This is a genomic window from Paenibacillus sp. P2(2022), assembly GCF_029522175.1.
In the GTDB taxonomy this organism is placed as follows: domain Bacteria; phylum Bacillota; class Bacilli; order Paenibacillales; family Paenibacillaceae; genus Paenibacillus; species Paenibacillus polymyxa.
Genome location: NZ_JAKWFI010000002.1, coordinates 85836 through 100723, shown reverse-complemented (window position 1 = coordinate 100723; position 14888 = coordinate 85836). Strand labels below are relative to the sequence as shown.

11 protein-coding genes and 1 CRISPR repeat array are annotated in these 14888 nt (G+C 44.7%); of the genes, 1 reads left to right on the top strand and 10 read right to left on the bottom strand.

Features of this window, described 5'->3' with window-relative positions:
• Positions 1-41: 41 nt before the first annotated feature.
• Entirely contained in the window at positions 42-1763 is a 1722-nt protein-coding gene (locus tag MMB75_RS07575; RefSeq protein WP_045244043.1) for a helix-turn-helix domain-containing protein, read from the top strand.
• Positions 1764-1790: 27 nt separating this feature from the next.
• On the opposite strand, the gene MMB75_RS07570 is transcribed toward MMB75_RS07575, so the two are convergent.
• From MMB75_RS07570 to MMB75_RS07525, 10 genes are all read right to left on the bottom strand, one after another.
• Complete coding sequence (locus MMB75_RS07570; protein WP_045244044.1) at positions 1791-3422, bottom strand: formate--tetrahydrofolate ligase; 1632 nt, start codon at positions 3420-3422, stop codon at positions 1791-1793.
• Positions 3423-3674: 252 nt separating this feature from the next.
• Positions 3675-4178, bottom strand: a complete 504-nt coding sequence (locus MMB75_RS07565) for a DUF6933 domain-containing protein (protein WP_025364299.1) — start codon at positions 4176-4178, stop codon at positions 3675-3677.
• A gap of 218 nt (positions 4179-4396) precedes the next feature.
• A CRISPR array of direct repeats spans positions 4397-5286; the repeat unit is 30 nt; unit sequence ATTTCAATACACCTCATGTTGTGGTTAAAG.
• Positions 5287-5463: 177 nt separating this feature from the next.
• Positions 5464-5745, bottom strand: a complete 282-nt coding sequence (cas2, locus tag MMB75_RS07560) for a CRISPR-associated endonuclease Cas2 (RefSeq protein ID WP_045244045.1) — start codon at positions 5743-5745, stop codon at positions 5464-5466.
• A 4-nt stretch (positions 5746-5749) separates the two neighbouring features.
• Complete coding sequence (gene cas1b, locus MMB75_RS07555) at positions 5750-6760, bottom strand: type I-B CRISPR-associated endonuclease Cas1b (RefSeq protein WP_045244046.1); 1011 nt, start codon at positions 6758-6760, stop codon at positions 5750-5752.
• 15 nt (positions 6761-6775) lie between these two features.
• Positions 6776-7270: a CRISPR-associated protein Cas4 gene (cas4, locus tag MMB75_RS07550; protein WP_045244047.1), complete on the bottom strand. Its 495-nt coding sequence runs from the start codon at positions 7268-7270 to the stop codon at positions 6776-6778.
• On the bottom strand, positions 7267-9960 hold the full coding sequence (gene cas3 / locus MMB75_RS07545; RefSeq protein WP_123796910.1) for a CRISPR-associated helicase Cas3': 2694 nt from the start codon (positions 9958-9960) through the stop codon (positions 7267-7269). The genes cas4 and cas3 overlap by 4 nt, the downstream gene beginning before the upstream one ends.
• Before the next feature lie 122 nt (positions 9961-10082).
• Positions 10083-10883, bottom strand: a complete 801-nt coding sequence (gene cas5b / locus MMB75_RS07540; RefSeq protein ID WP_123796909.1) for a type I-B CRISPR-associated protein Cas5b — start codon at positions 10881-10883, stop codon at positions 10083-10085.
• Between the two features lie 34 nt (positions 10884-10917).
• Complete coding sequence (locus MMB75_RS07535; RefSeq protein ID WP_123796908.1) at positions 10918-11922, bottom strand: type I CRISPR-associated protein Cas7; 1005 nt, start codon at positions 11920-11922, stop codon at positions 10918-10920.
• Positions 11906-13954, bottom strand: coding sequence for a hypothetical protein (locus tag MMB75_RS07530; RefSeq protein ID WP_277507401.1), 2049 nt, complete (start codon positions 13952-13954; stop codon positions 11906-11908). Before MMB75_RS07530 ends, MMB75_RS07535 begins: the two co-directional genes overlap by 17 nt.
• A 21-nt stretch (positions 13955-13975) precedes the next feature.
• Positions 13976-14725, bottom strand: a complete 750-nt coding sequence (locus MMB75_RS07525) for a CRISPR-associated protein Cas6 (protein ID WP_277507400.1) — start codon at positions 14723-14725, stop codon at positions 13976-13978.
• Between the last annotated feature and the right edge of the window lie 163 nt (positions 14726-14888).

Below are 14888 nucleotides of genomic sequence, written 5' to 3'. Positions count from 1 at the left end.
GCATATATGATAACCATTCTCAGTAAAAGGAGCTTTACACCGTGAATCAGCCTTCGTCGTCTGTAAATTCACCTCCACCCAACACACTGCTTTTTCATTTTAAAGGAATTGTGTTGGTTAGTGAGCCTACCGTTGGACTAATATCTCAATCAAATTCCGATCACTGTCTGCTTATGTTCATCGGCGGGGCTGGTAGGGTGGATGTGGGTCAAGAACAATATGTATTCCATTCAGGTCATGGGTATTGGTTAACTCCTGGCGAATCCTATCGCATCGCTCCCTTGGATGGAACTGTTCCTGAATACTACAAAATCACGTTCAAGGTCATTACCATGCCGTTGGAGCCACAATCGGACGCGACCTTGGTTGAAAACGCAACGGGCATGCCATCCATATATCATGGATCTGTCCTGCCAGAACCGCGTGAATACATCGTTTCCTCTTCCTTCAAGCCTATTCAGTTGGCCGAAGAGTTATTTTATAGCACCCAACAAACAATACAGCCGCATAGACAAACCACTGCATTGCGTCAGCAAATCATGTTTCAAGAGCTGCTCTTACTGTGGCAGGAAGCCCACGTCCCTATTAAGCATAACGAGGGCTTTAATCCGACATTGCCTGCATCGGTGGAAAGCACCCTTGCATATATGGAAAACCACTACGAAAAGCCTATTACCGTCAAGCAGCTTGCCGAACAGGCCAACGTTTCCATATGGCAATACTCCCAGCTGTTTCGCAAAATAACGGGCAAAAAGCCGTTGCATTACCTCACTGAGCTGCGCTTGAACCATGCCAAGCGGCTGCTGCTGGAATGCAAACGGCCTTTACGTGAAATTGCCCGTCAGGTGGGTTTCTCTGACGAATATTATTTTAATCGGCGTTTTAGGCAAATGACCGGGGTTCCGCCGGGTAAATATGCGCTTTCCGCTCCCGGTTCTGTGTGCGTTAAGGATTGGACTGGCCACCATATTCATATCCCTCGTCGAGCGAGCCGCATCATCTACCACGGAGAAACGATGGGCGATTTGCTCGCGTTAGGAGCCACAGCCATAGGCGGAAGCCTACGGCTCAGTGAATACAGCGTCTATAAGCATCGTCTTGAGAACGTAACTGACGTGGGACTTCCGCTGGATACCCGCTTGACCAGCGCTCTTGATCCTGATCTGATTATCATCGCCAACTCGGATGAACAGGAATACGAGCGTATTGCAAGCATCGCGCCCACCCTCACCTTCAACTCCTTTGCCGCCCTGGAGGAACGACTGCGTACACTTGGCGCATGGCTCGATAAGGAACAAGAGGCCGAACGCTGGTTAGCTACCTTCACCGCTCGTAATCTGGCGATGTGGCAGCAGCTCAGCACGCATATCACAGCTGGAGAAACCGCCTCTGTCTTTATCTACGACCATGGCGATCGGCTCTTTGTCATGGGCATGTCCGGATTCTCATCGGCCCTCTACCACCCGCACGGCTTCCAGCCTGTCGAGCCAATCCAAAAGATGCTTGATGAGGGACTGGGCTTCGCAGAAATTAATCCAAACGAATTGCCTGATTACGCTGGCGATCGCATATTTATGCTCGTCCCTACGGCACCAGACTCCAAGCATACGCTGGAATGCATGCTCAACAGCCCTCTCTGGCATAGCCTCCCTGCTGTACGTCAAGGCCAGGTATATTTCGTAGAAGCAGACCGCTGGAACTGGAGCGATGCCATGACTCGGCAAAAGCTGCTCACTGCACTGCCCAAACTGCTCGTTCATTGATGCTGAAATGCTGCTATTTTTCAAAAGCTACATGAGTCCTTGAATAGTCCCATCTGCCTCCAGCGACATATGCTCAGCTGCTGGAGATTTGGGCAATCCTGGCATCGTCATGGTATTACCTGTTTCCACGACTACAAAGCCTGCGCCTGCGGACAATGATACGCTGGACACGTGAATGGTGAACCCCTCCGGCGCACCTAGCAAGGAAGGTTGATCTGAGAAAGAATACGGCGTTTTGGCCATACATACAGGCAGTTGTCCAAAACCAAGCAGCTCCATACCAGCCAACGCCCGTTTGGCTGCAGGCGTGTAAGCCACCTCTGCCGCACCGTAAATCTCCTTGGCAATGACACTAATTTTCGCTTGCAAATCAAGCGTATGATCATATAGCGGCGCAAAATGGGCTTTATCCTTCTGAAGTAAGTTCAGCAGGCTTTGGGCCAATTTTTCTCCCCCTTGGCTTCCCTGCGCCCATACTTGTGAAAGCTCTGAGGGTACACTCAGCTTGCGGCATTCTGAGAAAATCAAATCCAACTCAGCTTCGCTATCTGTTACAAAATGGTTAATCGCCACCAAGACAGGCACACCAAACTTTTGCAAATTCCGTACATGCCGGCTCATATTGGCTAATCCGAGTTGCAATTGCTCCAAATTTTCCGCATCCAGCTCCTGTTTAGCTACACCGCCGTTATATTTCAGCGCTTTGGCGGTTACAACCAGCACAGCCGCATCAGGTTGCAAGCCGGATTGACGGCACTTGATGTCAAAGAACTTTTCCGCTCCCAGCTCAGCCCCAAATCCCGCCTCTGTGACGACGACCTCTCCCAGCTTCAACGCCAGCTTTGTACCGATCAGACTGCTACATCCATGGGCAATATTAGCAAAAGGTCCACCATGCACAATAACCGGAGTGCCTTCAAACGTCTGCACTAGATTAGGCTTTAATGCTTCCCGAAGCAGCACAGCCATTCCTTCCACCGCGTGCAGATCCTCTGCTGTTACCGCTTCACCGGATTCGTTATATCCAATCACCATCCGACCCAACCGTACTTTAAGATCGTTCATATTTTCACTTAAGCATAGCACCGCCATGACTTCCGAGGCCGAGGTAATCAGAAAGCCGCTTTCTCTCACCGCTCCATTCCCCGTCCCCAATCCAGTCACAATACTTCGCAAGCTCCGGTCATTCATATCGACAGCCCGTTTCCACACGATTCGGTCTGGCTTCAGCCGCAAAGCATTTCCATGGAACAAATGGTTATCAATCATCGCTGCCAGCAAATTATGTGCTGCCGAAATCGCATGTATATCCCCTGTAAAATGCAGATTAATGTCTTCCGCCGGAACAATCTGGGCCTGTCCTCCCCCGGTGGCTCCACCTTTCATCCCAAAGCAAGGTCCAAGGGACGGCTCACGCAGCGCAGCAACGGTTTTATGCCCCATCGCGTTGAGTGCCTGGGACAGCCCGATGGTTGTCAGCGTTTTTCCTTCTCCAGCCGGAGTGGGATTCATCGCTGTAACCAGCACCAGCTTTCCATTCGGGCGATCCTTTAACTGTTCCCACAGAGATGGATTCAGCTTCGCTTTATATTTTCCATACGTCTCCAGATGCTCTTCTTCAATTCCTGCTTCTTTGGCTATATCAATAATCCTCTTCATCTTTCGTTATGTACCCCCCGTTTTATAAGTCTGACCCATGGTGTCGAACCCTTTATCATTTCATTCTACCAAAGTGTACCGTTTATTGCGCTATGATTCATTTCATCGCAAGCATGACTATCCTGTGAGTTATAAAAAAAGCATCCCCTGCTCGCAGGAACTTTGAGGATACTCTTTTGGCATGTCCTAATCAGCAGAAATCCTTTAGAAATCAGGACAGCTTGGAACAACAAACCATCCATATGTAAACGCTCAACTACTCTCTACTTTATAATGCTTTTCCAGCAGTTCTTTAAAAACGTTAATCGGGTACTTGTATTGATCCGTTTTGAACACAATCCGGTTATTCCACTGGTTCTTTTCCAGCTCGCACCCATGCTCCATGTCCAGTTCCTTCATAATAAATATAATCTCATCTAAGGTTACCATCACACTATGTCTATTCGTCGTAGTCGCCAGCATCTGCTCGCCTTCCTGTATGTATGCCTTAACGATCTGTTCATCAAACCCTTCGCTGATCATTAATTCCTTCAAGGTTTGTACAAAAAGAGACGGCAGGTTTTTGTACTGCGATTTTTTAATCCCAAACAGCGTGACGCTTAAGCGGGAAATATCATGCATAAACACAATGTTTTTTCTCCGGTTCAATAAAAACAAGCTGGCATGCCAACTATTCAAAGGCGGATAAATATCAACTTGAAGTGGTTCAGTCTCCCATTCCTTCAGCAGTTTTTGGGTTCCCCGTATAACAAACATCATTGCTCTCCTTTATTGACGGTTCTGTACCGTAGCTCGTGATCTGACATCCCTAATCTCTCACACTAGGCTTGCCCCGGAAATTATAACACCGTATTCCAAACATCGGATTATAGACTATTTCAGTATAGGATAGGGGAATTTCAACTGCCAGTAATTTGATTACATGTTGTGCTTAAAGACAAGTCGCCTTTTGGAACACCCGCACCCGGATCATAATTTCAATACACCTCATGTTGTGGTTAAAGCAAGAAAGCAGAGATAAAGAACCCAGCGCATTCACGATTTCAATACACCTCATGTTGTGGTTAAAGTCATGCAGCAGTTTGTTAAGAACTTGAACCAAGACGCATTTCAATACACCTCATGTTGTGGTTAAAGGAAGAAGAAAAAATAGAAAAGGCGGTCTAATTCAAATTTCAATACACCTCATGTTGTGGTTAAAGTAGTCACTCATGAATGCCAGGACTTGCTTTACATCGCATTTCAATACACCTCATGTTGTGGTTAAAGAGCCTCACGAAACCCATTCTCCACCGACCTTCCCGCAATTTCAATACACCTCATGTTGTGGTTAAAGCCTATTACAAATGCCATCTTTTGCCCCTCCTCACTGATTTCAATACACCTCATGTTGTGGTTAAAGTTAGCAAAATATGAAAAGCAAACTCAAAGATTAAATATTTCAATACACCTCATGTTGTGGTTAAAGCTCCCTTCCGTGGTAGAAGTAGAATAGCCTGAGCCGATTTCAATACACCTCATGTTGTGGTTAAAGAGTATCTCGGGTGCAAAAATTTGTCTGTTTTCCATAATTTCAATACACCTCATGTTGTGGTTAAAGATGGATTTCGATTTTATTAGCAATCAATTTATAAAAATTTCAATACACCTCATGTTGTGGTTAAAGCAAGGACATGATCGCCGAGGCACTACGGATATACTTATTTCAATACACCTCATGTTGTGGTTAAAGTACTGGTTCTGATACTTGTATTTGTGCAGATCTTTGATTTCAATACACCTCATGTTGTGGTTAAAGAATTGGAAGGAGAACTGACTCCATGAACATCATCGTATTTCAATACACCTCATGTTGTGGTTAAAGGCTAGTAAAATCAAGCTTTTTTTATTTCAGCAACGTGCTTAGTTTACTACAGCACCAAGGGTTTCGAAATTTTTTCCCAACCGGAAGACGGATGCAGCTAATTGCACAGAGAATCTCCGATAACCCTTGTGGCTGTAAGAAGTAGAGGCTATCTATCCATTAAGGCGGTTGGGAAAATTACAGCAATAAGGACTCCGAATCATTCAAACGGACACCGATGATTTCCTCATCGAAAACATAATCGCCAGTCATTTTAAACACAGCCACAAAGTCTGTTCCCTCATCAATTATTTTTTTCAACTCCGCCCGTAATTGAATTAGATTTGCGGGTGTAATCTCACCCCGAAACACTGATTTTTGAAAATGGACGAGATACTTCTTGCATATTTTAAATACCTTACCCACTCGCTTTTCTCCGATATCATAGACCAAGATAACATAGTTGTAATTTTTCGCCATAACTCTATCTATGCTCCTTTTCCAAGAAAGGGACAAAGGGCACTCCCTCGACAATATGCTTTTTTAATTTATAAGCGTCATATTTAATAGCAGATAAATAACTGACTTTCCGTTTGAGTGTGCTGTGATCAAATACCTGCTTCATCCGATCCTCCAGCGCCGTAATAAACACATCCCGACCCGTCCCGTTCAGAATACAGTAATTATAATCCTTCTCAAAGTGCTTACTCACCTGTATTCGACGGTTGTTCACCAACTCAAAAATAGTACGATACACCAACAATGGCTTGAACGGCTCGGACAGATCAAGACTGAGAGAAAAACGACGGTCGCTCGGCTCATGCAAAAAGCTGATACTTTGATCCAAATGAGTGTGGTAAATCTGTGAAATCGTTTTGGTATACAAAATCGTATTTCCAAAGCTAATCAACGCATTTAACGGGTTATCCGGCGGACGTTTGACTCGTTTGTTCATCCGGAAGTCTTCAGGCAGAAAGGTTTTGAAGGTATCGTAAAACCGTCTCCATATTTCTCCTTCCACACTCATTAGTCTTGGGATGTCCTCCATTTTCTCCAAAAGGAGAGGTACGTCCTTCTTTAGCCAATCCAAATAAGGCTTGATCTCTTTGTTCCCGTGTTTGTAATAATGATACAGCACTTCATGGATGTTAGCTGCAATCGAACCGATGAAAGCCGCAGCAATAGGTATCCTTCTTTCCAAACAAGCTTTAGCCTGTAAAAGCTTGACCTTACCGCTCACTCTTGCCTCCTTCGGATAAAAGGTACCTCTAAAATGACCATAGTAATCGAAGAAATGAACGGTTATACCAGCCATCGACAGAAAAGAAAGAAGCTTGCTGTTCAGCGATATTTCGTTCAATAAATAAAGCTCCTTCAAACCATGAATCGGCAGATAAATAATTCCTTTTTCACTCCGAAAGGTCAGCGAATTATCTTCTCGACCCAAAGTGCCCGGCGTGCGTATATATCTGGTGGATGAGGCTGTTTTGGACATATTTGTTCTCCTCTCTTATAAAAAACAGTAGGCGAGATATGCGCAGCGAGTGCATTTTTTCTCTCGTACCGCCGGGTCAGGCTGCTCTTGCTCCAAGTATTGCTCCAATTCTTGAAGTAACCGGGTCATAGCCTGTTCGGTTGCTTCATCCAGCTCCAGTTCTATAGTTTTACTAGCCTGCTTGTTACGCTCGCTGAATTGAATTTTCCCCTTTCGCTCCATGCCTTTTTGCTTAAGTACATAGATATAGTACAGCGTCTGCCATTTAGTAGCTTCAACATCGGCGTCAGACTTTTTAATCTCGGTCACATAATCACTGGTCAGCTTGTCCACTTTAATGCCCTCAATAGCGACTTCGCGGTTTTTCTTCCCTTCACTCTGTAGCTCATGCATGACCTTGCCGATCCGCACGTCCTCGCTATCATCTTCAAAACCCATCCCATTGGCAAATAACCAGCATTGTCTACGGCAGTGTACATAATAGTTCACCATCGTTCCGGTAATTCTCATAGGAAAAGCCCCTTTTCATCCTCGGTATACTTGGCACGATTAAACTTTTTGGTTCTAGTTAATTCATCCCATTCCATATATTGTTCGCCTTCTGGCACGTAGTAGAGTGTACCTATACGCCGACTATATATAGCCGGCTCCTCTCCCCTTTGAATTCGATACGTATATGAAAAATGATTCATTCGAGCGCGCACCGCAGACAGACGAATTATTCTTTCGGAATAGTCTATCGCCAATCGTTTATCCGATAATCTCACATATTCATCCCATACCTCCTGGCCGCTCAGTATAGCGCCATCTTTCAACTGACAAATATAATTCAGGAAGAGCGTTACGCTTTTATCCGGAATCAGGTCCATATGTTTTTGTACGTCAGGAAAGTTAAGCTCTTGTACCTTTTGGGTAAACTCACCCCAATAATGCTGATCCGGCTTTTCACGAGACTCATTAATTTCACTAATAACTCGATCATAAAATCCACTAAAATCCTTGTATATTAGCATTTCTTGGTACGATTCATCTGTAAGGTCATACTTGATGCGCCAGTCTTTTCTGTATACACCGCTTGCCTCATCACAATCAAAGAAATATGCCCGACAATGATCACGCAAACAAGAACGATTCAGCCGACCCAAAAATTGCTCCTCGCTATCCAGCAAAGAAATATCTTTAAAGCCCACATCCATGTCAATATCCACCCCGGCCTCAATCACCTGTGTTGCAACGACGATCACATCACTCAAATAAAAACTCCCCTGTTCGTCCTTTCCTAATTTCTGCATGAGCTTTTGACGATATGAGAAGCTATCATCCCCGGTAAGCTCATAGACATCTAAGCCCAAATTCTGCTCCAGCAGCATGTTATAAAATCGGCGTGCGGTCTTTTTCGTAATAAACTCGATCAGTACCCTGTTCCCTTGTCCTTCCTGCTTTCGCTGCCCTATTACAGATTGAACATGCTCCAATACTTGCTCCGGCAGCATCTTACCCCGTTTTAACAAATCAAAATCCAGCTTCACACGATCCCTAAACAACGAATGTGTAAAGTAACGGTTCCGGTTTTGCACCAGTGAATAAGTTTGTATTGGTTTCTCATGATCCTGCTGTTCCAGTAACAAATCCAGATTCGGCAATGTGGCAGACATAACAATGATTTTAATATTCAGAATATCTGCAAAAAATCGTAGAAAATGAATAATCTCCTTCCACAGCTCATTCCGGTAACTCTGAATTTCGTCCAATACAATGACACTATTACACAAATGGGCGAATGCTAGATTGACCTCTCGTCCTGTCCCAAATAGATAATTAAAAAAATTGACGTGAGAAGTCAATGTTACTGGATATTGCAGTAATTGCCGCTCCAGCAGCACCCTTTTATAATCGGTGTTATCCGGCTCCTGGTCCTTCCATTCTGAAGAAGCTTCTGCTTTTAATTCTTCCAAGGTCACCATTGGTGTGATTGAATTAATAACCTCCACCTGATAGCCATTCATCTGCTCCTTATGGAAAATCCCATTCAGCGTCTGCTTTGTCTGCTCGATCAGGGAGTTGAACGGAAATACGTAAATCAGCTTGTTCAGTCCTAAGCCACTATTCAGTAAATGCAGCGCCAGATTAATAGACATGTTTGTTTTACCTGAACCTGTAGGAGCTTCGAGATAAAAAACAGGCTCTTGGAGCCGCTCCAACAGTCGTCTTTCCGTTTCAAGAAACAACGCCGCCCGTAGCTGATTCATCTCAGACAAGCCAGAGGCATCAGGATTTTGGCGATAGGACTCAATTCCCTGCACAATTCCCGTCTGACGATAAGCCTCAAGCATGGGCTCCAGTGGAAGACGTTCTCCAAAATAATGCATCTCCGGTACTTGCTGCTCTATATATTGATACGTTGCCCGAAAATCCGATGCGACCATCGTGGAGTACAGCAGCTTGACCAACACATAGAAAGGAAAAGGCCTGTGTATTTTATTCTGACGTTTATTGCCTTCCAGACGGATGCACCCAAATACGTTGTCGTTCTGTAGCAAGTCCTGCTGATCACGGTAATAGCGAATATAATCAGGATTTTCTTTGACCCGGTTATATTGATTTTTTATTTTTAACTCAAATTCGTTTACCTGTCCTCCCATATCTTCATCCATATTTCCCAGGTACGTGTGGTGACGGGAGATCGCATATGCGAATGAATATAAAAGATGATGTAGGAAGGCAAGTACTTTGCGTTTATGCTTCTTACGGTTTGGATACAGTTCTGTTGTATCATGCCATTCCTGCACCTGTCGTAAATGAATATGCAAGTAAAGCACAGCAGACAGCATGGAGTGGTTACTGTCTCCCAACTCAGCGTTCCTTTTAACTTCATTGTTCTTCATTTTGATACGTTGGAAGGCCGGGTTCACCTTGCCAAGATCATGCAAATAAATGGCTTGTCTAAAATAGTACATGATCATTTGCCTTAATGATTCATCCAGCGGTTCTCCATCTATGCCGAGACGATCCAGCGCCCTATGTACCGCAGCTTCCACACCGTTATCCCTCATCAGTATCTCAGCATGATGCATGACCAGATCGCTATGCTCCTCCAGCATTTCATCCTGTTGAAGCCCCTCTTCTTTTGCCGTGTGCGCCTTCAGCCTCCCTTTCCCTTCCTCCGTTAGCCAATGCTGTATGGATACATGAATACGCAAATCGTCTTCCCTCTTTTCCTTGGGTACAATTTAAAAATCCATATAAAAAACCGGGCGCTCCCCATCCTGACAATGGAGAATACCCGGTATTGATTCCATCTATGAAAACGACTGCCCTTTATTTAGATAAAATACAAGGTGCGGTCATTATCAGCATCCCGGTACATTTTTTGTAGATCTTCGGCTTTCAGCTCATCTGTATCTATTTCCTGATTAGAAAATACAAGTGGCTCCAGAATGTAACCGTTGTTGGCTGTATTCAGCCCTACGGGTAGATACTCTTGCAAGTAGGATTGCATCTGATCATCTTTCACATATCCTCCCGTATCCACAAGTACATGTGCAGCCCGGAGGGAGTCGATATATTCCGGTTCACTCGCTGGCTCCAACTCAACTAACCGAGCCTTGGATATCGTAGCCGGATGATCATTTTTCCCCAGATAAGGTATGTATTCAGCCTTGGAATGCTGTACATAATCTGCAAGCCGATCAAATACCTCCCGATCTACACCCCCATCATCTGCCACGTAGATCGTCCAGCGTGGACGCTCCAACCATTGCTCTCGCACATTCAGCACACCGCCCTCTTCCTGGCTTGCATAACCGACTGTGTTGTTGAAAATCTGGATTTTTTTTGAAAAATATCCCCGATCCCCGTGCGGCACGATGCTTACCGAAGCATGACGAAACACCTCATAAAATTCAGGGTACGGCATCGCCGGATTATCCTGTTTGGCTTTACCGCCCAACGCCATATTCCGTTCATACTGCTGCGTATAGCCGCCAAGTCCGAGTACCGCACCGAGCAAGCCATATAATGCAACCTTATGAATATGGCTGTATGTAAAATACGCATATACGTTAACATCCGGCTTTTTAAAAAACGCTGTTTCTCCGCTCAACTCAAAGCGTAACGCCTGCATGGTTGCTTCCCTCCTTCCCCGATGTAATCATCCTCTAGCCTTGAGGAAGCTTGCTACGCGTAAAGATGTTAAACGTCCGCAGCCCCGGAAAATCCAGCTCTACACGCGATGCATACGGATTAACGTATAATTCTACCGTTTCAATTTCCTCGTTTACATCGTTCAAAAGCGGTGCAAGGGCCGACAGATCATAAACCGTTTGCTCTCCATCCTTGTCCTCATCTACCTTCACATAAGGGTCCAAATTCGGTAAATACGCCGAGCTCCCCGCTTTAAATTCCACAAATAGGGCAAAAGCATTTTCCGCACCGGATTTACTGTTGGTATTTTGCAAAGTAGCCCCTGTCAAAGCTCCCGTTTTGAAAGCCTGAAATGCTTCCTCCGTATACCCTTCAAAACCCTCGGCTGCCAGCAGTTCCACATAGTGATCATAATGCTTCGGATTGACGGAAAAAGGATAAATATAATGGGATTCGTCCACCGTTCTCTTTTTACCAATGGAGGTGGCGTCATTGTCCTCACTCTTTTCGTTCGAGTTACGGAAGGGTGACAAGATATCCTGTACCTCAAGATTCGACCAATCAAATTTATTAAAGCCCTGACCAATTTGCACCGGACCCGCCAGACCGATATTCTGATCCTTTACTGCAAACGTTGCACCAAAATTCATCACATCCACACATTGAAACAGCTTGCTCAGCACTTCACGTGAATTTTTGGATACTTCTTCACCAAAAAGATATTCATAACGCTCTGCAAGATTACGAGGCTGGAGCTTCTCTTCTTTCCCTTTGTCCGCATCCTTTGCCTTGTCCGCCTTCTTGTCCTTGCCACTACTCACTTTATATGAACGAATATATAGTACCTTCTGTCCTTCCTCCGCCCATAAGCGCTTGATGCTATATTTTAACGCCTTGTCGCTACCAAAAATTTGGCCCGTGCTGGTTGTCTTTGGCTGCCCGCTAAAGTCTGCATTCCAGTTCGCCATCCGGCTCACAATCCCGATTAGTCCCACTACACGATTAGTTTTCTTCGCCATGTCCGTTCTCCCCTTCGCTGTTTGGTTTCTCGCTCTCGCCTTTCTTCCAGAACCAGTTGTCCGAAAATAGCCCCGCTAAGAACATCTCCCTTGCATCTTCATGCTGGAATTCTTTGTCTGGCTGGTAGGCGTTCACATTCGCTAAAGCCCAATTTAATTTAGTATATTGCAGCAGTATTTTGTGGCGATGCAAATAATACGCTTCTTCGATTCGTTTTTTGAGCTGTGCGCTGCGCTTTGCCATGAAAAAAGACCCGAGTAAATCTCCTTTTTTCTGCTGGGCTTCAGACTGACTTTTCAAATAAAAAGCGAGTTGTCCCGCCAAATAATAAAACTCATCATCTGTTACTACATAGATTGGCTCTGAATAGGCTGTTTGCTCCGTTTGTCCTGCTCCATCTGCGTTTTCCTTCTGTTTCCGCTTATCCAAGGTGTCCAGCTTTTCTTTGAGTTTATTAGACACTTCAATCAGACGATTTCCCATAGCTGTGTATTCCTCCCCTTCCAAATAAGCCATTAGCGAAAGTCTTACATTCATCGCATCGGCCAACCCACGTAGATCCAATCTAGACTTCTCTTGTCCTGCTGGCTCTACTCGTAATAGCTGTTCCTCTATGAGCCGAAGCGTTACGCGTGCAAATTGAGAGCGGATCGTGGCGGTCGTTCCTTTGAAGATCCAGTCATAAAAGCCCTTTTTGCTCTGCATAAACAACGCGACCATCACACTCGTAAAATCCTTTTCTCTCGCTTTCGGCTCATCTTGAAGAAAATCACCGTTCATCCGTCCGCGAAAAAAGCGTTTGCTGATTTCCTTTTGCAGTTGCTCCACATTTTCCAGATAGCCGTAATCCTTCACAAACGCTTCGCCATCGTTATTTTTGGTCATCACACCCAATACATTCTTGAGTCGGATATTGACATGAACTTTTTTGGAGAAAGGTACATTTTCAAAGTCTTGCACCTCGTTATCCTTACCCTCCATGTAAACCAAAAAATAGCCTTCTGCTATCTTCTCAGAATTCTTGGAAAAATCCGTATGATAGCCGAATTTGTTCATTCGAAACTTGGGCTGAGAAAGAAGCCATTCAGACGCTTCCTTTACCAGCAATGCTTCCTCTAGAGATAAACGGATGGGTGCTCCGACACGCATCGTTTTATGCTCCAAATACGGCTTTTTGCTGTTCATGCTCATATTAAAACCAGGAAGACCTGTCAAAGCTCCGTCTACCATTTGGTTATAGTCATTACTATTAAAGATTTTTGGGATGGTATATAGCAAATATTCATAGCCATACATTTCGTCCCATGAATAAAAGCTAGAAAATTCGTTAGATGGGTGATCCGTTGCTGAGTGAAGTGGAGTAGATTCTGAGGTGAAAAAGATTTTAACGTAATTCTTAAAAGGAATGGTTCGGATATGGTCGATGAAAGCAGACAGATTTGTAGCGTACCATTGCTCAATCTGTGCAATATGTGTTCGGCGCTCCTCACTTACGAGATATTCCAGTGCAGGAGCATAATCTGTATCAGAAAAAAATTGCTGTGTAGGACTGGTGATGATAGTCTCGGTGCTGGTTTTCTTGCTGCTAGTCTTCTTGGTACCTATCAGCTCATCCCACTTTTTCTGCACCTCAGATGCCTGAGTCTTGTCCAGAAAACGGGCAAGATGCGTCCTCATCCCGGTGGTTCCATCTGCCAGTGGCTCGGCTAAAAAAACATCCCTTTTTGCATATAGGGTGTACGGATTATTGGAATGAAGCTGTTTGCCGGGATCTACGGCTTTGTTCATGGAGATCAGAGAACTCACATAATCTTTTTGTTGGAACCATTCAAAAGGTTCCTTGCGTGATAGATCGGGTTCTTCTTTAGTAATAATCACATGCTCGCTATCAAACACGCTGACCTGTTCATTCCAGCTTTGATCTAGTCGCAGTCGAATATACAGCCCTTCCTTGGGTTGGTGTCTTAGAAATGTGATGTTGGGAAAATCATTCTTCGCCAATAGATAGCTGTTCGTCAAATCCTTCAGCATACCCTGTGCCTCCTTTCCACGTTATTCCAGTCCTTTGGCGATACAAAAGCCTGCCCCAAGAATACTATTCTTTTCTGCCGCTCCTGAACCTAATACTACACTTGCCAACTTCTGTGAATATTCATCTTCTCTGACAAGCAGGCGCAGTTTATTACCTAATAGCTTACGTCCTTTATAGGCCAAGGCAATCGGTTTATGGTTCAACACCTGAATCCCTTCGACAAAAGGTTGTTCCAATCGAACAGGTTGATCCGGGTATAAATGATTGTATTTTTTCTCCGCATTAGCATGAATCCGTTGTAGTAAAAGCTCCACACTCAGACCCGGTACCCACGGTTTGCCTTCAATCGTAACAATAGCAGGAGTAACAGTGGTAAGCTCGGTAATATGCGTCAGCTTCTTGGACTGCACAGGGGATGCCGCGATAAACTGGAAATACTCATCCTCCTGCAAGGCTTGCAAAGCTGCAGATATTCGACGTAACGTAAGCTCTATGGAACTACGAATCGTAATGACGTATACACGACCTTGCTTGTACATCCCCTCCTTTTCACGCGGAAAAGGCGCCCCAAATGTATAGTGCTTGTAGTCCTTGTCGTAGTGCGTCTGCTTCAACGCTTCGTCCTTCAACCCAGCCCGACCAATCCAGGCTCCGATACGCTCCGGTATCTCCAGATGATGAGATGATTGTTTAATTAACGTTGTTATGTGAATTTCATAATACAATACGTTCACCTCCTGATCTGATATAGAGTATAGACCTCGCTCCATGATTTGTAAACCTCGTTTTATTTCTGTTTTAAAATCGGCTCAGATGATACCTGGACCGCTACGCGTGCAGATTGTTCTTGCGATAGCTGTTATTCCCAAATTTTTTAGGATTGTATAAACCCTTCAAAGGTTAAAATTCGGGGATAAAGGCAACCGCTTACGC